Here is a 17,323-nt window from a genome sequence, read left to right as displayed (position 1 = left end):
GATCTTGCGCCCCGAACATGTAACTATGTTTCAAAATTGCGCCTCCCAACGCTGGAATCTCGCGAATTGTTACAAAAAAACCGGCGATTTTCTGACGCCTCCGTGACACACTCCGATGTGAGTAGCTTTGTCGCACCCCACGCGGCTTAATGTCCTTATCGACAAGCAACCAACCTCAGGAGGAAACACCAATGTCCAACACAATGAAAACACTCGCCGTTGCAGGCGCAGTTGCCGCTGCAATGTCCGCACATTCGACCGCAGCAAACGCCGCGTCGAAAGAAAAATGCTACGGCGTGGCGCTTGCCGGTCAGAATGACTGCGCCGCAGGCCCGGGCACCACATGCGCTGGCACATCCGTCACCGACTACCAGGGCAACGCCTGGAAACTGGTTGACGCAGGCACCTGCACCGACATGGAACTGCCCGCAATGGCCGACGGGTCCGAGCGTATGGGCTCTCTCGAAGCGCTGGACCGCGACCTGCCAGCCTAAGCCCTTAGCGGCTTAAACCCTTCGCCTGCGCGGCACGCCCCATGCCGCCGCGCAGGCCCCTTTACACGACCCCTCGGATAGGGAGCCTCTTATGCTAGACGGTGCCACCCGTTTCGACACATTGCCCGCACGCCCGGGCGTCGGCTATAAACCCCAGCATTTCAAAGACCTGCAAGACGATCCTGGTCCAGTTGAATGGATCGAAATCCATGCAGAGAATTACATGGGCGATGGCGGCCGCCCGCTGGCACAGCTGCGCGCCCTGTCCGAAAAATTCGCCCTCTCCGTTCATGGTGTCGGGCTGAGCATCGGTGGCGAAATGCCACTGGACCGCGACCACCTCGCCCGTTTGAAAAAGCTCTGTGACTGGGCAAACCCTGCCAGTTTCTCCGAACATCTTGCATGGTCTACCCATGACAGCGAGTTTCTGAACGACCTGCTGCCCCTCCCCTATACCGAAGCCACCCTGTCCCGCGTGGCGGATCACATCAGTCAGGTGCAAGACACAATCGGGCGTCAAATGCTGCTGGAAAACCCCTCCAGCTACCTCGCCTTTGATGAATCCACCTTGTCTGAAACTGCCTTTTTGGCCGAGCTAACCCACCGGACCTCCTGTGGTTTATTGCTGGATGTCAACAATGTCTTCATTTCAGCGAAAAACCTCGCCCTCTCCCCGCGCGACTATATCGACGCCTATCCGGTAGACGCCGTGGGCGAGCTTCACGTCGGCGGTCACGAGGAAGACAGCGTCGGTTTCAACCAGCCGCTGCTGATCGACAGCCACAGCCGCCCCGTGGTCGACCCCGTTTGGGATCTGCTAGCCTATACGCTGGACCGCACCGGCCCCAAGCCCGTGCTGGTGGAATGGGACAATGATGTTCCCGATTGGCCGACCCTGCGCGCCGAGGCAGAGCGTGCGGCGGATGTGCTGGCCCGATGACCACGCTGCACCGGTTTCGGACACCCCTGCTGGACCCGACGCAGGACCGCCCCGAAGGGTTGCGCGGTGCCGCTGGCGCGCCCGCTGACACGCGCTATGACGTTTACCGCAACAACGTCACCCATTCGCTGATCGGCGCGCTGCACAGCGCCTTTCCCTTGGTGGTCAGGATTCTGGGCACGCAGAACTTCGACCAGATCGCCCCCGCCTTTGTGCGTGCGCATCCGCCGAGCTCTCCGTTAATGATGCACTATGGCGCTGATTTTCCGCAGTTTCTTGCCGCGCAACCGGCTTTGTCAAAGATGGGTTACCTGCCCGATTGCGCCCGTCTCGACCTCGCACTCCGCCGGTCCTATCACGCCGCCGACAGCGCGCCCTTTGACCTTGCCGCCTTCCAGCAGATTGCGCCCGACGCGATGATGCAGGCGCAGCTGCCCCCCGCCCCCGCGACGGTGTTGCTCCGCTCTGACTGGCCGCTGTATGACATCTGGCGGTTCAACATGCAGGCGGATGCCCCCAAGCCGCAAATGCAGGCGCAGGACGTGTTGATCACCCGTCCCGACTTCGACCCCGCCCCGCATCTGTTGCCCGCCGGCGGCGGCGCATGGTTCGCCGCCTTGGCTGGGGGTGCCACGCTTGATCAGGCCCATGACATCGCGCTGGCCACGCACCCCGATTTCGACCTTGGCGCGGCTTTGGGCCTGTGCTTTGCAACCGGCGCTTTTTGCGCAAAGAACGGCGGATAAGATGCTGAAGACTCTCACCCTTTACGATCGCGCGACCGGCTGGATCACCGCGCAAGACTGGCTGCTGCCCACATTGGCGCGGTTTTTGTTCGCCGCGGTGCTGACGCAGTATTTCTTTACCTCTGGCGTGACGAAGCTTGACGGTCTGTTCACGCTGAGCACCGGTGCCTATGTCCAGATCTTCCCCCGCGCGTTCGAGGCGGCGGGCTATGACGCGACTGCACTATCGGCGTGGCACGGGCTGGTGGCCTATGCGGGGACGTTGGCGGAGTTCGTGCTTCCCGCGTTGATCGTGTTGGGGCTGTTCACACGGTTTGCGGCCTTGGGGATGATCGGCTTTGTGGTGTTGCAATCGCTCACCGATCTATACGGCCACGGGCAATGGAGCGCGCTTGGCCAGTGGTTTGACCGCCTGCCGGACGGGACCATTCTGGACCAACGCGGGCTTTGGGTGCTGCTGCTGGTGGTGCTGGTGGTCAAGGGCGGCGGGCCGGTTGCGCTGGATCGCGTCTTGCTGGCGCGCCGCCGCTGAGGGTTACTGCGCGGCTTTGACCTTTTCCTCTGTCGCGTCGTTCCAGCCGAGGAACAGATCCTCCCCCACCGCGATCAGGGGGCGTTTCATCAAGGCGGGATGGGCCGCGAGCAATTCTAGCGGATCGGCACCGCGTTCCGCGTCGTCCAGACCGCGCCATGTGGTCGAACGGGTGTTGACCAGCGCCGCGCCGAATTGCGCGTGGGCGCGGGCCAGCACGTCGGCGGGGACACCGTCCTTGCGCACATCGACCAGCTGCGCGTCGGGCAGTGCCTTGATCGCCTTGCGGCAGGTATCGCAGTTTTTCAGACCGTAGATCAGCATTCTCACCTCACTTTTTTGGGGTTTCATATGTCCTAAGATAATCGGGCAGCGCGAAATTTCTTGATTTCCGGCGCGGGTGAACAACCTTTTATCGCGTAAGGCGGCGAAAGCAATTTTTCGACGCTGTGACAGCGATTAATGAGGAGCGTTGAGAAATGCCAACGGGTACAGTCAAATGGTTTAACACCACCAAAGGATACGGGTTCATCGCGCCGGAGGGCGGCGGATCGGATGTGTTTGTCCATATCTCTGCGGTGGAACGGTCGGGGCTGACCGGACTGGCGGACGAGCAGAAAGTGTCTTTCGAGATGTCCGAGGGCCGCGATGGCCGTCAGATGGCGACGGATCTGGAACTGCTGTAAAAAAGCCCGATGCCCAAGGGACACCGGGTTTTCTGGTCGTCTTGCGGGCAGCGGCACGCGGGGCTGCGGCTTAGCGGCAGCCCTTTTCCCCCGGCACGCAGGAATAGGTGACGGGACGCGGCGTATAGTGCCGCACCTTGTGCTTTTTCGGCGCGGGGTGCGCCATCATCTGCTGGTAGCTGGTGCTGGTGTTCGGCGTGCCGCAGCAGATGACACCGGAAATGGTGATCGGCTGAAGCCCTGCGGGGCAATAGTTGGCCGAGGACGGGTAGGCATAGATCTTGGGCTCTGCCGAGACCTGCGCGGGCAGCAGAACCGCGCCCATCAGACCCAATCCGGCCATCATTCCTGTTGTTAGACGCATAATATCCCTCGTTATTTTCAATTTCCCTTAATTTGCCCAGTGTCAGCGGCCAAGTCTAGCCTTTTTGCCCCCTAGGGGTGTGTTGCTGCTACGGCGTGGCGGCAGAGGCGCGGGCTGCGGAGCGGGGCTCGGGTTACCCATGGGTAACTTAAGTAATTGTTATTGTTGGTTTATTTTTGGTTAGACTGGCGTGCGGTGGCGTGCGTTCGCTGGTGTGAGGCGTGGTTCGGCTTGGTTGGACTGAGCAGTCCAGTGGACGGGTCAAAGGGCCGAACGCGGAATGCGCAAGCATTTCGCCGGAGGTGTGTGAGGTGACCTAAACAGGGACCGCCGCGCCCGAACCGAGGGGCAGGAAGCGAAGCGCCTGCTCCGCGAAGGCAAGCCTTCGCTTTGTCGGTGACGCGGATGCTTTGCAACTGCTGACCCGCCCCGTGTGTGGGGGTGAGAGACGGTCCGGCATAGCCGGATTGAACAGTCCAGTGGACTGTTCAAAGTCTCGAACGCGGAATGCGCAAGCATTTCGCCGGGGATGTATGCGTTGACCTAAACAGGGACCGCCGCGCCCGAACCGAGGGGTGGAAGCGAAGCGCCCGCCCCGTGGGGGCGGTTCGGGCGCTGCCCAATCGGAGATTGGGTATGTGATAACGTCAACAGTTACCCAAAGAAGGGCTCGCTACCAGATGCAGCCAAATAAAAGTGAACACACCCTATTCAAACTATTTTACCGCGCTCGCTCATAGGAAGAGTTCCGAAGCGAGACTTAACTCCAGTGAGAGATTCAATTAATTTTTGAGATTTAGACGCAATTCTCCCACTGTTTTGTGCAGCAAACTCATTCACTTTTCTTATGTGGGTAGGCGTATCAACGTAAATGGAGGGAATGCTGTTAGTTGGATCGCGCAGTAACACCATCGATATTTTGGGGGATATCGGCATCCAGATTTCCATGTTTGGATTACTTAAACCATTTGAACCGCCATTCCCTATGCGATACGCGATTTTGCTTGAAAGAATGAATGAATGCTTACTTCGACTTACCGCCCACCGTACGACAAGATTACTCATAGCCCGTTTAACTCGCTCGGATGGCCGTACTATCGCCCCGACCCTAACATCGCGTCCATAGCTACTCAAAGCAACTGGGTCTTCTAGCTCCAGAACTAGCTTTTCACGCAGAACCTGATCCTCATAGCATGTTCCAAGTTTATCGATAGCCTCACGAACGATTTCCTTCCCAGCGTTTAAGTCCTTGTAATTCAGCGGGAACTCTGGCGTCCTTTTTATCATGACATAGACAAGGTCATGCAGAAGTGAGAGGTAATCTTCAGAAAACACAGGCACCTCGCCACGATCAAATGAGCTTAGAACATCTGGAATAAGTGAACCTAATAAGTTGTCCACTCTCCCAAAATATTTAGTTTCAGCTACATCTGAAAGCTCACCATTGATCCTGATGCTATAGTAATTAGAAATTTGAAACGCTTTTTCTGTAGAAGTTAGCTCGGGGGACTTAAACTTTCCGTCTGTCTTTTTTTCCGCGTACCAAATCTCATTGTCGCGAAAGCAAAATGACTTTTGCATAACGCGAGGGAGAAAGTGATGAACTTTACTTCTATTCGACATTAAGACAGCCCTAACTGCATGCGGCACACAATAACAGAGCCTTTTGACCCCGCTATGCGGGGTCGTTCAAAACTCCAATAAACTCCCGCCACTCCCCCTTGCTCATGCCAGAGGTCTCCTGCGTGACCTCCTCACCTTTCACCATCCGGCGGATACACTCAAGAGCTGTATTGGACATAGTTGCGCCACCTAGACGGTAATCCTCGAAGGCGCGGTAGGCGGCGGGGACCCAGTCGGCGACGACGTTGCAGATGGCATCGGCATAGACGCGGATCTCGTATTGGGCGTGGGCATCGGCGCGCAAACGCAGGAAGTGGAACAGGTTGTGCAGGTCCACCTTCCAGTACCATTGCGTGTAGATGTTCGACGGCAGGTTCATCCGCGCCAGCTCTCGTGCCAGACCGTCCTGCGGTTCGCCGTCGGGGCCGGTTTCGGCGATCATCGCCTCGTAATTGTCATAGGCGCGGTTGCTGTCGGACTTGAGGATTTCGAGCACACGGGCGGCCTCTGCCCCTTCCAGAACACCGCCGCGGCCCTGATTGTTCACCACGCTTTGGGCGTTCACATGGGACGGCTCGGGGATGTAGAATTCGCGGTCCAGGATCGAATAGCGGGCGGAGTATTCGTTGACGTTGGCGGTGCGGTGGCGGATCCACTGGCGCGCGACAAAGACGGGCAGTTTGACGTGGAGCTTGATCTCGCACATCTCGAAGGGGGTGGAGTGCCAGTGGCGCATCAGGTAGCGGATCAGCCCTTCGTCGTTCTGCACCGATTTCGTGCCGCGCCCATAGCTGACGCGGGCCGCCTGACAGATCGCCGCATCGTCGCCCATATAGTCGATGACGCGCACAAAGCCGTGGTCGAGCACGGGAATGGCCTTGTAGAGATGGGACTCCATCCCTTCGGAGACGGCGCGCAGGGTCTGTTTCGGCTCTGCCCGCAGAGCGTCGATTTCGGCTTGTTGGTCGGGGCTGATCGGCATGGGGGGCGTCCTGTCATATGGGCGTGGATTCGGGGTCTACTATATCTGCGGCAGCAGGCCACCGGAACCGCCATATGCGGTATTGTTTTTGGGTAGCACTTTGTCGGCAAATGCAGGCGACACGCGGTGGAGCGTTGACAGCAGGGCGCGCGATTGGCGACTGTCGCGGCAATCAACAAGAAATTTTCGAGGCAGACAGTTATGAAATTCGGGACATCAGCGCTGGCGCTGTGCGTATTTTTGGCAGCATGTGGCAGTGGCACGCCGTTTAACGGCGAGACGGGGGCAGATACGGGCACGGGCACCGGCGGGAGCACGGGTGCCAGTGCCATTCCCGCAGAACTGGCGAAGGACCTCAAGAGCTTTAGCTATGATCCGGCGTCCCAGACGCTGTCGATCACGGGTATCACCGCAGATGATAGCGCGTTCACCGCCAATTATCGCCGCCGCCCCGGCTTGGACCGCAACGGATATGAAGCCTACACCGCGCAGGACGGGTCGCTGGACCGCCACGTCACCGCGTATGTGAAGGGCATCGATGGCACCCGCGCCGCTGTGGTGATGACGGGCGGGCAATTCGAGCAGGTCTTTTCGGGCGCTGGATATTCCAACACCTCGTATTCAGCGCCGGTCGCACCGGGCACGCAGTCCGAGGGCGGGCTGGTGACCTATGCGGGGAATTACATCGGGTTGCTGAACGGTGCCGGGTCCGGGGAAGATCTGGCACCGGTTGCAGACGGAACTAACCCCGACACCCTGTCGCGTCAGGCCGCCGAAGTGACGGGCAAAGTGGTTCTGACCGGCGACTTTACCGACGCGGCGGTTACAGGGATCATCTATGAACGCAAGGTGACCGACTTTGATACAGGCGGCACCTACGATCCCAACTCCGCCACCCCTTTCGAGGCGCAGAACATCGCGCTGGACAGCACTGGCATCGCGGACGACGGCTCTTTCTTCGGGACCGCGTCACAGTCTAACGGCGCGGTCGGCGAATACGGCGGTATTTTCGGGGGCACGGGTGCCACGGAAGTTGCTGGTGTGATCCACGCCGAGAACCACATTGCGCTGGGCGGATCGGGCACACCGATCGAGTATGGCGCGTTTGTCCTGACCCAATGTGGCCAACCCGGTGAAGACGCGATCTGCAATCAGCCCCAGCGATAGAGCGGCTGTCTCGTGTCTTTCGCCAATTGCGCCATCGGCTGTGCAGTGGCCGGGCTCTGCCTGCTGAACAGTGATCCTGTCGCGGCAGAGCAGTCAGTCGCGTTGTCCCTGCCAGAGGCCCGATCATTGGCAGTCCATGCGCTGAAGGGTGAACGCCCTGCTCTGGCGTCGCAGATCGCGCAAGGGTTGCTGATCGCGGATCCGCATTCGGCGTATGCGCATTACGTTCTTGCCACAGCGCATGCAGATATGGGTCACGGAACGGATGGGCGAAAGTCTGCGGCCCGCGCCTACCGCTATGCGGACACCAGGGTACAGAAGTTTCAGGCCGCGGAACTGGCAGCACGGCTGACCTTTGCAGAAGGGCACCCGACCCTCACTCAGCTTTGGCTTAGACGTGCCGTTCAAAACGCCCCGACCCCGGAGATAGAAGAGCAGCTTGCGCGTGACTATGCCCGTGTGCGGCGTGAAAATCCGTTTCGCTTCTCCATTACAGGCGGGGTGAAGCCCTCTAGCAATGTCAACAATGGTGCTGACACCGCACAGCAGGTGATCGACGGCTTGCCGTTTACCGGGCGGCTTAGCGGATCGGCGCAGGCCCTATCGGGTATCGTCGGTACCGTCGACGCGGTCGTCGGGTACCGTTTGCGGAGCACTCAAAAGACGCGGACGGATCTTTCGGGTCGCCTGTTTGTACAACGTGTGGCGCTTGATAGCGGGTCGCATGATTTGGCACCTGAAGCACGTAACAGTGATTTCGGAGCGACCTATGCAGATGTTTCACTTCGGCAGTCCTTCGCGGTCGGCGCGGCGGGCGGAAGCGCCGATGTAACCGGATCGCTTGGCGAATACTGGTCGGGAGGCGACCGCAGCTATTCATTCATGCGTGTTGGCGTCGGTCGCCGCTGGCAGCTGTCTGCTTCGACTTCGGTTTCCATGGGCGCGACGCTAGAAAAACGGTTTAGTGAACGAACTAGTTACTTTGACAGTAACACCGTGTCCCTGATTGTAGGGTCCCAACACAGGCTCGCTTGGGGTGATGGTATCGGCGTTTCCGTCAATCTACGCGAGACCGACAGCGACTTCGTCAACTATGCCTCGCAAGCCGCGTCCCTACGGTTAAGCTATAGCTTCGCCGATCAAATCGGTCCGGCGGTTGTGAACGCGGGATTAACCTTGGGAAAAACCGACTACGACACCTATTTTGCGGTTTTCGATGTCCCCGGTGGCAAGCAAGACTACGCAACCTATGCTGACGTCAACATCATGTTACCTGATGTGGACTATGCGGGGTTTGCGCCCAGTGTCACTTTACGCGCCGGACGGACCCGATCCAATGTCAGCCGGTTCGAAACGAGCGAGTTTTCCGTCTCATTGGGATTTCAGTCAAAATTCTGACATCCGCTGGCAACCGCCGCCAGCCGTGCTACCCTGCAGGTCGAAGACGAAAGCAAAGGAGCCAACCCATGCCGATCAAATATTTGCACACGATGGTGCGCGTCAAGGATCTGGAGAAATCGCAAGCCTTCTACGAGCTGCTGGGCCTGAAAGAGCGCCGCCGGATCGACAATGAGGATGGGCGGTTTTCGCTGATCTTCATGTGCCCTCCCGGGCAGGACGACGGCCATGCGGATGTGGAGCTGACCTATAACTGGGACGGCGATGACGCGCTGCCCGATGACAGCCGTCATTTCGGGCACCTCGCCTATACCGTTGAAAACATTTATGAAACCTGCAAGATGCTGCAAGAGAACGGGATCACGATCAACCGTCCTCCGCGCGACGGGTATATGGCGTTCATCCGGTCGCCTGACAATGTGTCGGTCGAATTGCTGCAAGAAGGGGACCGGCTGGAGCCGCAAGAACCCTGGGCCAGCATGGAAAACACCGGCCATTGGTAAGCCGATGATCCGGGCGGCCTTCCTTGCCACAGCGCTGGGCGTCGCACCCGCGGCCCTTGCGGCGGCGGAGTGTCGGCTGGCGCTGCTGCTGGCGATGGATGTGTCCAGTTCGGTTGATGCGGTCGAGGACCGTTTGCAGCGTGGCGGCACCGCCGCCGCGTTGCTGTCAGACCCGGTGCGGCGGGCGTTTTTCGCCAGTGATCTTCCGGTGGCGCTGGCCGTCTATGAATGGTCGGGGCGCTATAACCAACAGATCGTGCTCGACTGGCAGATGATAGACTCGCCCGACGATCTGACGCGCGCGGCGGGCGTGGTGGCGGGCAGCCAGCGCAGTCATAATGATTTCCCCACGGCCATGGGCTATGCGTTGGGGTTTGGTGCGGCGGTCATGGCGCGGGCGCCGCGTTGTTTATACAAGACAATTGATCTGGCGGGGGACGGTCAGAACAACGAGGGTTTTGGCCCGCCGCTGGCCTATCGGTCGTTTGATTTTGACGATGTGACGGTCAACGGGTTGGTGGTGAATGCCGCCGATTTCGAGGCCGAGACAGGGCTGATCGCCTTTTACAAACGCGAGGTCTTGCACGGCCCCGGTGCGTTTCTGGTGATCGCTAACGGGTTCGAGGATTTTGAACGCGCCATGCGGATCAAGCTGGAACGCGAGCTGACGCCCCCTGCGATTGGCAGCCTGCCCGTGGTCGAGGACGCGGGATGATCCGCGCGGGGGTCGCGGCCCTTGTCGGCGCGACGCTTTGGGCGTCGGCTGGCGTGGCGGAGTGCCGGCAGGCCCTGGCCTTGGGGCTGGATGTGTCGGGGTCCGTCGATGCGCGGGAGTACCGCTTGCAATTGGACGGGGTTGCCGGGGCCTTGGACGATCCGGCAGTGCGCGCGGCGATCCTGTCGGCACCGGAGGCACCGGTGTCCCTGTTGGTCTATGAATGGAGCGGCCCGACAGACCAGCGCGTTATTGCCCCTTGGCGGTCGATCAGGGATGCCGCTGCCCTGCAAGAGCTGATCGACGGGCTGCGACAGGTGGAGCGCGCGGCCGCGTCGCCCGGCACCGCGCTTGGCGTGGCGGTGGCAGCGGGGGCGGCCTATCTGGCGCAGCGGCCCGCATGTTTGAAGCACACGCTTGATATCTCGGGCGACGGGATATCCAACCTTGGGCCCCGCCCCCGTGACGTGAAACGACAGCTTGCCGGGCGTGAGTTGACGGTGAACGCGCTGGTGGTCGAAGCGACGGAGGAGGACAGCACGCTGACGGGGTATTTCATGGCAGAGGTGATCACCGGCCCCGGTGCCTTTGCCCTGCCCGCCGCGGGGTTTGATGCCTATCAATCTGCCATGACCACCAAGCTGTTGCGCGAGCTGGCGGTGCTGTCGCTGGCGCAACTGGCTGACGAAGCCCCGCCCGCCCTGCGCGGTCAGTAGATATAGCGGATCTGGTCCGTCCAGTAGCGTTCCATCCGTTTGAGCGCGCGGGTGATGTCATCCATGCCCGATGCGCCCAGCGCGCCCTTGTGCATCAGCCCGCTGGCGTGGCGACCAAACAGGTCTGACACGACTCCGCTGATGTGACGCCCCTTGCCGGTCAGCCGCACCCGTACCGAGCGGCGGTCGATCTGGCAGCGCTGGTGGTGCATATAGCCCATATCCACCAGTTTTTTCAGGTTATAGCTGACGTTGCTGCCCTGATAGTAGCCGCGGCTTTTCAACTCTCCGGCGGTGACTTCATTGTCACCGATGTTGAACAGCAGCAGCGCCTGCACGGCGTTGATGTCCAGTACGCCGACGCGTTCGAATTCATCCTTGATCACGTCCAGCAGCAGGCGGTGCAGCCGTTCGACCAGCCCGAGCGCATCGAGGTAGCTTTGCATAAATCCCGCCTCTGACGGGGGGATGGGGATGGGGTTTTGGATACTCATATTCAACTCCGACATTGCGATTGGGGCGGAAGCTGAAGATAAAAATAAAATATATCGTTAAACCGGACGGATGTCGGCGCGCGGGGGCCGACATCCACAGGGGAAACCGCGCCTAAAGCGGGTTTGCCGCCAGATGGGTCTGGATGTCCGCGATCAGCGCGGTAAAGGGTTCGGGCGCAGGTGTTTGCCCCGTAACCCATTGATAAAGGTCGTGATCATTCTCGCTTAGCATGTCGTCATAGAGCGACAATGCCGCGTCATCCATCGTCGCGAGACGGGTTGCGGCATAAGAAGGTAAAATGAGATCCATTTCCTTAATACCTCGCCGCATGGAGCGCATATGCAGACGTTTGACCTTGTGTTCGTGCAGCTCAGCCATGGGTGTTCCCTTTGAAAATCCGGCGTAGTTTCTTTTCGAGACGGCCCATTTGTTCGGCCCGTTTCAACAGATCGGCGCGCATGTCGCGCAGTTCGATCAATGCTTCTTTGATATTGGCGTCGGTGGCGGCTGTGTCATCGGGGGCGTCGATACCTTCGCCCTCGCCGTTGATCAGCCACATCATCGACACGCCCAAGACCCCGGCGAGCGTGGACAGGCGGTTGGCGCGGGGTTCGGACAGGTCGTCTTCCCAGCCGCGCAGGGTGGATTGCTTGATCCCCAACCGCTTGGCGAGCGCGGCTTGCGTCATATCCGCGTTCTCGCGCGCGGCGGCGACCCGGTCGCCAAAGGTTGCCACGTCGGATGCGTACCAGTCTTCGTTCTCGGCCATTGCGTCTCTCCTGTTTGGACCGATCTGGCTTGATCGGTGCGGGGGTGCGCCCTATGAGGGTGCTGCACACATATCAAACTGAGGCCGAAATGGAACTGCTGTCCAAGACCCTTGCGCGCGTAAAACCGTCGCCCACCATCGCCGTGACCCAAAAAGCAGCCGAGCTGAAGGCCGCAGGCAAGGATGTGATCGGGCTGGGTGCCGGAGAGCCGGATTTCGACACGCCGCAGAACATCAAGGACGCCGGTATCGCCGCGATCACCGCGGGCAAGACCAAATACACCGCCGTGGACGGCATCCCCGAGCTGAAGCAGGCGATTTGCGCCAAGTTCAAGCGCGACAACGGGCTGGACTATACGCCGTCTCAGGTCAGCGTCGGGACCGGTGGCAAGCAGATCCTGTACAACGCGCTGATGGCCACGATGAACCCCGGTGAAGAGGTCGTGATCCCCGCGCCCTATTGGGTCAGCTACCCCGATATGGTGCTGCTGGCGGGCGGCACGCCGGTGATTGCCCCCGCGACGCTGGAGAATGATTTCAAGCTGACCCCAGAGGCGTTGGAAGAGGCGATCACGCCCAACACGAAATGGTTCATCTTCAACTCGCCCTCGAACCCCACAGGCGCGGGCTATAGCTGGGATGAGCTGAAGGCGTTGACCGATGTGCTGATGCGTCACCCCCATGTCTGGGTGATGACCGACGATATGTATGAACATCTGGCCTATGATGATTTCAAATTCTGCACCCCCGCGCAGGTGGAGCCCGCGCTGTATGACCGCACGTTGACGGTCAACGGTGTGTCCAAAGCCTATGCCATGACCGGCTGGCGCATCGGCTATGCGGCGGGGCCGGAGAAGCTGATCGGCGCGATGCGCAAGGTACAGTCGCAATCCACGTCGAACCCCTGCACCGTCAGCCAGTGGGCGGCGGTGGAGGCGTTGAACGGCACGCAGGATTACATCGCCGAGAACAACAAGATGTTCACCCGCCGTCGCAATCTGGTGGTGGATATGCTGAGCGAGATCGACGGCATCGTCTGCCCCAAACCCGAGGGCGCGTTCTATGTCTATCCGTCCATCGCAGGGTTGATCGGCAAGACCACCCCGTCGGGCGTCACCATCACCGATGACGAGGTTTTCGCCACGGCGCTGCTGGAAGACACCGGTGTTGCCGTCGTCTTTGGCGCGGCCTTTGGCCTGAGCCCGAACTTCCGCATCAGCTATGCCACCTCGGACGAGGCGCTGAAAGAAGCCTGCACCCGTTTGCAGCAGTTCTGCGCCGCGCTGAGCTAAGCCAGACCGTAAAGGAGCCCCCATGGCGAGCGACCTGCCAGAGTATTACTTTCGCGTGCGCGAGAATGGCGCGGCGGTGTTTCGCGTGGATGCAGAGAACCGTCAGCGGCGGATCGAGATGGACCAGATCGCCGTTGTGAATATCCGCAACGGCGAAATCAAACCCCAAGGCGATCGCGTGCTGTCGGACGGCGATCTGGAACGTATCCGCCAGTGGATGACCGAGCGCGCACAGGTGCTGGCGCAACGTGACATCGACGATATTCACCGTGCGGTGGATTATCTGAACCTGACAACGCAGTGGGTGCAGTCAAAGGCTACGGACGACCAGCTTGATGCCGTCACGGACGCGCTGCTGTTGGCGATGCATGATCTGCGCAGCACGTTGGTACGCAAGAAGGCCGACCGGCTGCCCTAGGCGAAGCGGCTGCCGGTCAGGAGGTGGTGTTACGCGGCTGCGGGGTCCGTTGGCCCCAGACGTTTCAGCACGCTGCCCCAGAAGCGCGCGTTCAGCAGGATCGCCGCCACGCCAAGGCCAAAGACCAGCCCGAGCCAGACGCCTACGCCTTCTAGGTCAAAGACAAAGCCCATCAGATACGACGCGGGCATGCCCACGATCCAATAGCTGAAGCCCGCAAGGAGCATCGGCACTGTGGTGTCCTGCACTCCGCGTAGAATGCCCAAGGCCACGGCCTGCGCGCCATCGACAAGCTGGAACAGCGACGCCATCGCCAGCAGCCCCACCCCGATCACAAGGATCTGGTCGCGCGCGGGTTCGTCACGTTGCATGAACAGGTTGATCAGCGGTTCGGGCCACATCACGAAGACAAAGATCGTCAACACTGCGACCAGCGCCGACATCACCGTCGCGGTAATCGCGCCACGCGCGAGATGTGCGGGGTCGCGGCGGCCATAGGCATTGCCTGCGCGGATCGTGGCCACGTTGCTGATACCAAGGTGCACCATAAAGGTGATTGATGCCAGTTGCAGCGCGATGCCGTGGGCAGCCAGTGCCACAGTGCCCAGCCAACCCATCATGACGGCGCTGGCGGCAAAGAGCCCAACCTCGCTGAGCCCCGTGAACCCAATGGGCAGGCCAAGGCGGAAAACACGGGCCAACATCTCCCAATCGGGGCGCCAGAGGCGGACAAACATCTGGTGTTGCGGCATTTTCCAGAGCACGTAGATCACCACGGCGACCAGCGACACGCTGTGCGACGTGACAGAGGCGATGGCCGCACCGCGCACGCCAAGCTCTGGCGCGCCCCAGTTGCCGAAGATGAACGCATAATTGGCCAGCACATTCGCGACGCCCGCCAGCAGCGTGATCCAGAGCACGACCTGTGTGCGTTCCAGCGCGGCGAGGTAGCTTTTGAGCACCATGACCATCAGCGCGGGGAAGATGCCCCAAGCAGCGATGAACAGATAGCCGTCCACCATATCGGCCAGCGCCTGATCCTGCCCCATCAACGCCATGATCGGCCGCGACCAGATCATCAGCGGCAGCGCCAGCACGGCAAAGCCCATCGACAGCCACATGCCCATACGGGTGGCGCGGCGCAGGCCGACCTCGTCGCCTTCGGCGTCAAAGGCGGCGACCAGCGGCATCACGCCCCATGCAAAGCCCGATCCAAAGATCAGCAGCACGAAGAAATAGGTGCTGGCGAGGGTGACAGCGGCCAGCGCCTCTACGCTGTACCAACCCGCCATGACCGTATCGGAGACCCCGATCGCGATCTGCCCCAGATGCCCGCCTACAAGCGGAAGCCCCATCACGGTGATGGCTCGGGCGTGGCCCGGATATGTCATTTGCTGTGTCATGCGCCTTTCCTACGCCGCCCTGCCCGCAAGGGGAAGAGCCGATGACCTAGGGGAAGGCAGCGCGGCGGTCTGCGTGGTCGGGCGGGCTTGCACCCCGCGGCTGGCCGCGCCACAGTCGCGACAACGAAGTTGGGAGGATACCGCCTTGCACAACCGCATCGATCTGCTGCGCCCCGACGCGCCAGCGCTGGCGCAGCGTGGCCCCCATCCCGTCGGCGTGACCACCCTGACCGCCCCTGTGTCCGACACGCGCCAGTTGACGCTAGAGGTCTGGTATCCGGCGGCGAAAGGCACGGGTGCGGGGACGTCCTATGCCACCTTGCTGCGCGACGGTGTGACGCCGACTGTGTTGCACGGGTCGGCCTGCCGCGAGGCTTTTGTCGCCACGGGAATTTCTGCGCCGTTGATCGTGATCTCGCACGGGTATCCCGGGAACCGCTTTTTGCTGAGCCATCTGGCGGAATCCCTTGCGCGCCAAGGCTTTGTCGTGGCGGCACCGGATCACGCGGGCAGTACCTACGAGGATCAGCAGGCCTTCGGGGTGACGTTGCTGAACCGTCCGCTGGACCAGCGCGCGGTGATTGACGCGATGGAGGCGCTGACGGGCCCCTTGGGCGATCTGGTGGCGTGTCGCCGTGTCGGGCTGATCGGCTATTCCATGGGCGGTTACGGGGCGATGATCTTTGGCGGGGCCGGTCTGGCCGAGACGGCGTTGCAGCATCCCCGCGCGCCCGAGGGCGACAGCCTTGCGCGGCATCTTGCGGGGTCAAAGACCCACGCCGCCCTGCGCGACCCGCGGCTGTGCGCGATCATGCCCATCGGCCCTTGGGGCAACGGGCAGGCGATGTGGGATGCCGATGGGCTGGCGCAGATGGACACGCCACTGTTCATGATGGCCGGCACCGTCGACGATGTATCAGACTATGCCGCGATGCGCCGCCTCTTCACCGGGTGCGCCAGCGACCGCTATTTGTTGAGCTTTATCAACGCGGGCCATAATGCCGCCGCGCCGATCCCTGCCCCGCTGGAAAGCTGGGCGCATTCGGATCTGCTGGGGTGGGCACCGTTCCAGCACTATGCCGATCCGGTCTGGGACACGCTGCGTATGAACAATATCGCGCAACATTATGCGGCGGCCTTTATGGGGATGCATCTGCGCGGTGACGACACCGCAGGGATGCTGGACGGGGCTGACTGGCCCGGTTTCGCCCCGGGCTCCGCCGCAGGGCTGCGGCTGGAGCATTTGCCCGCCGGCCCCGCCCCGGACAAACCGAAAAGGAAGACGACATGACCGCCCATTGGACCGAAACCCGCCAGATCAACGGCAATCCTTTCTTTATCCGCCACTGGGGCAATGAGCGCGCGCCCAAGCTGCTGATGCTGCACGGCTTTCCCGAATATTCGGGCGCGTGGAACGATCTGGCCCCGCTGCTGGCCAAGCGGTTCCACTGCATTGCCCCCGACCAGCGCGGCTACGGGCAAAGCTGGCGACCCGCCGAGGTAGAGCAGTATAAGACATCGAAGCTGGTGGCGGATATGGCGGCGCTGATCGGGGACGAGCCCGTGATCCTGCTGGGCCATGACTGGGGGGCCTCTGTCGCCTATGCGCTGACCATCGGGCGGCCTGATCTGGTATCGAAACTGATCATCATGAACGGCGTCCACCCCGCCCCCTTCCAGCGCGAGCTTGCCAAGGGCGGCGCGCAGACCGATGCGTCGCAATACATCCACTTCCTGCGCCGTGACGGGTCAGAGGATATTCTGGCCGCGGATGATTTCGACAGGCTGTTGGGGCTGTTCTCGGCGCATATGGATATGAGCTGGCTAGAGGGCGAGACGTTGGCGGGCTACAAGGAAGCGTGGCGCGATGCGGCGGGGCTGCGCGGGATGGTGAACTGGTACCGCGCCTCTCCGCTGAAACTGGGGGCCGAGGGCGAGGCGATTGACGACGCGCTCAGCTTTGATCCGGCGCGGTTGCAGGTCCGCTGCCCGCATCTGCTGGTCTGGGGCACCGATGATACCGCGCTGCTGCCCGAGACGACCCGCGGGCTTGAGGACTACGCCCCCGACCTGACCCGCG

22 protein-coding genes are annotated in these 17,323 nt (G+C 61.1%); 14 read left to right on the top strand and 8 right to left on the bottom strand.

Going from position 1 to position 17,323, the window contains the following annotated elements:
• Positions 1–191: 191 nt before the first annotated feature.
• The 4 genes from B3849_RS04620 to B3849_RS04605 all read left to right on the top strand — a co-directional run bounded on the left by B3849_RS04620 (position 192) and on the right by B3849_RS04605 (position 2,712).
• Positions 192–494 carry a DUF2282 domain-containing protein gene (locus B3849_RS04620; protein WP_278425289.1) on the top strand — a complete coding sequence of 101 codons (303 nt, stop codon included), beginning with the start codon at positions 192–194 and terminating at the stop codon, positions 492–494.
• Between the two features lie 91 nt (positions 495–585).
• Complete coding sequence (locus B3849_RS04615; RefSeq protein WP_286779873.1) at positions 586–1,434, top strand: DUF692 domain-containing protein; 849 nt, start codon at positions 586–588, stop codon at positions 1,432–1,434.
• A complete protein-coding gene (locus B3849_RS04610) occupies positions 1,431–2,180 on the top strand; it encodes a DNA-binding domain-containing protein (protein ID WP_286779872.1) in 750 nt (249 codons plus the stop codon). The genes B3849_RS04615 and B3849_RS04610 overlap by 4 nt, the downstream gene beginning before the upstream one ends.
• A gap of 1 nt (position 2,181) precedes the next feature.
• On the top strand, positions 2,182–2,712 hold the full coding sequence (locus tag B3849_RS04605; protein ID WP_037963055.1) for a DoxX family protein: 531 nt from the start codon (positions 2,182–2,184) through the stop codon (positions 2,710–2,712).
• A 3-nt stretch (positions 2,713–2,715) separates the two neighbouring features.
• Here the strand turns inward: B3849_RS04605 and B3849_RS04600 are convergent, their stop codons facing one another.
• Positions 2,716–3,036, bottom strand: a complete 321-nt coding sequence (locus tag B3849_RS04600) for an arsenate reductase family protein (RefSeq protein WP_037963056.1) — start codon at positions 3,034–3,036, stop codon at positions 2,716–2,718.
• Positions 3,037–3,191: 155 nt separating this feature from the next.
• Between B3849_RS04600 and B3849_RS04595 the strand changes: the two genes are divergently transcribed.
• Complete coding sequence (locus B3849_RS04595; RefSeq protein WP_005852411.1) at positions 3,192–3,398, top strand: cold-shock protein; 207 nt, start codon at positions 3,192–3,194, stop codon at positions 3,396–3,398.
• 70 nt (positions 3,399–3,468) lie between these two features.
• Here the strand turns inward: B3849_RS04595 and B3849_RS04590 are convergent, their stop codons facing one another.
• The 3 genes from B3849_RS04590 to thyX form a co-directional block, all read right to left on the bottom strand.
• Positions 3,469–3,762: a hypothetical protein gene (locus B3849_RS04590; protein WP_235183766.1), complete on the bottom strand. Its 294-nt coding sequence runs from the start codon at positions 3,760–3,762 to the stop codon at positions 3,469–3,471.
• Positions 3,763–4,473: 711 nt separating this feature from the next.
• Positions 4,474–5,385: a DUF4238 domain-containing protein gene (locus B3849_RS04585; RefSeq protein ID WP_278425286.1), complete on the bottom strand. Its 912-nt coding sequence runs from the start codon at positions 5,383–5,385 to the stop codon at positions 4,474–4,476.
• Positions 5,386–5,437: 52 nt separating this feature from the next.
• Complete coding sequence (thyX, locus tag B3849_RS04580) at positions 5,438–6,367, bottom strand: FAD-dependent thymidylate synthase (protein WP_278425285.1); 930 nt, start codon at positions 6,365–6,367, stop codon at positions 5,438–5,440.
• 201 nt (positions 6,368–6,568) lie between these two features.
• Here thyX and B3849_RS04575 point away from each other — a divergent pair, with 201 nt between their 5' ends.
• The 5 genes from B3849_RS04575 (at position 6,569) to B3849_RS04555 (ending at position 10,866) form a co-directional block, all read left to right on the top strand.
• Complete coding sequence (locus tag B3849_RS04575; RefSeq protein WP_278425284.1) at positions 6,569–7,534, top strand: thymidylate synthase; 966 nt, start codon at positions 6,569–6,571, stop codon at positions 7,532–7,534.
• A gap of 186 nt (positions 7,535–7,720) precedes the next feature.
• Complete coding sequence (locus tag B3849_RS04570) at positions 7,721–8,932, top strand: hypothetical protein (RefSeq protein ID WP_286779871.1); 1,212 nt, start codon at positions 7,721–7,723, stop codon at positions 8,930–8,932.
• A 68-nt stretch (positions 8,933–9,000) separates the two neighbouring features.
• A complete protein-coding gene (locus B3849_RS04565) occupies positions 9,001–9,435 on the top strand; it encodes a VOC family protein (RefSeq protein WP_005852400.1) in 435 nt (144 codons plus the stop codon).
• Between the two features lie 4 nt (positions 9,436–9,439).
• The gene (locus tag B3849_RS04560) at positions 9,440–10,150 is read left to right on the top strand and encodes a DUF1194 domain-containing protein (RefSeq protein ID WP_278425282.1); all 711 of its coding nucleotides are present in this window, start codon (positions 9,440–9,442) and stop codon (positions 10,148–10,150) included.
• Positions 10,147–10,866 (top strand): DUF1194 domain-containing protein, encoded by a 720-nt coding sequence (locus B3849_RS04555; protein ID WP_278425281.1) that lies wholly within the window; start codon positions 10,147–10,149, stop codon positions 10,864–10,866. Before B3849_RS04560 ends, B3849_RS04555 begins: the two co-directional genes overlap by 4 nt.
• On the opposite strand, the gene B3849_RS04550 is transcribed toward B3849_RS04555, so the two are convergent.
• The 3 genes from B3849_RS04550 to B3849_RS04540 all read right to left on the bottom strand — a co-directional run bounded on the left by B3849_RS04550 (position 10,860) and on the right by B3849_RS04540 (position 12,130).
• Complete coding sequence (locus B3849_RS04550; RefSeq protein ID WP_037943810.1) at positions 10,860–11,360, bottom strand: MarR family winged helix-turn-helix transcriptional regulator; 501 nt, start codon at positions 11,358–11,360, stop codon at positions 10,860–10,862. The two genes, B3849_RS04555 and B3849_RS04550, sit on opposite strands and share 7 nt — an antisense overlap.
• Before the next feature lie 112 nt (positions 11,361–11,472).
• Positions 11,473–11,739: a succinate dehydrogenase assembly factor 2 gene (locus B3849_RS04545; RefSeq protein ID WP_005852390.1), complete on the bottom strand. Its 267-nt coding sequence runs from the start codon at positions 11,737–11,739 to the stop codon at positions 11,473–11,475.
• Complete coding sequence (locus tag B3849_RS04540; RefSeq protein ID WP_005852388.1) at positions 11,732–12,130, bottom strand: helix-turn-helix domain-containing protein; 399 nt, start codon at positions 12,128–12,130, stop codon at positions 11,732–11,734. Before B3849_RS04540 ends, B3849_RS04545 begins: the two co-directional genes overlap by 8 nt.
• Positions 12,131–12,219: 89 nt before the next feature.
• Between B3849_RS04540 and B3849_RS04535 the strand changes: the two genes are divergently transcribed.
• Positions 12,220–13,422, top strand: a complete 1,203-nt coding sequence (locus B3849_RS04535; protein ID WP_009826536.1) for a pyridoxal phosphate-dependent aminotransferase — start codon at positions 12,220–12,222, stop codon at positions 13,420–13,422.
• Between the two features lie 22 nt (positions 13,423–13,444).
• Positions 13,445–13,840: a hypothetical protein gene (locus tag B3849_RS04530; protein ID WP_005852384.1), complete on the top strand. Its 396-nt coding sequence runs from the start codon at positions 13,445–13,447 to the stop codon at positions 13,838–13,840.
• A gap of 29 nt (positions 13,841–13,869) precedes the next feature.
• Here B3849_RS04530 and B3849_RS04525 read toward each other — a convergent pair whose 3' ends face one another.
• Positions 13,870–15,243, bottom strand: coding sequence for an MATE family efflux transporter (locus tag B3849_RS04525; protein WP_278425277.1), 1,374 nt, complete (start codon positions 15,241–15,243; stop codon positions 13,870–13,872).
• 145 nt (positions 15,244–15,388) lie between these two features.
• Here B3849_RS04525 and B3849_RS04520 point away from each other — a divergent pair, with 145 nt between their 5' ends.
• Both B3849_RS04520 and B3849_RS04515 read left to right on the top strand, forming a co-directional pair.
• Positions 15,389–16,534, top strand: coding sequence for an alpha/beta hydrolase family protein (locus B3849_RS04520; protein WP_278425276.1), 1,146 nt, complete (start codon positions 15,389–15,391; stop codon positions 16,532–16,534).
• Positions 16,531–17,323 (top strand): alpha/beta fold hydrolase (locus B3849_RS04515; RefSeq protein WP_286779870.1); only part of this gene is annotated, 793 nt, incomplete at its 3' end. The genes B3849_RS04520 and B3849_RS04515, both read left to right, overlap by 4 nt.

Source organism: Sulfitobacter sp. UBA4523 (genome assembly GCF_002388305.1).
Taxonomy (GTDB): Bacteria; Pseudomonadota; Alphaproteobacteria; order Rhodobacterales; family Rhodobacteraceae; genus Sulfitobacter; species Sulfitobacter pontiacus.
The sequence above is the reverse complement of the archived record's forward strand: the minus strand, read 5'-3'. Positions and strand labels throughout refer to the sequence as shown.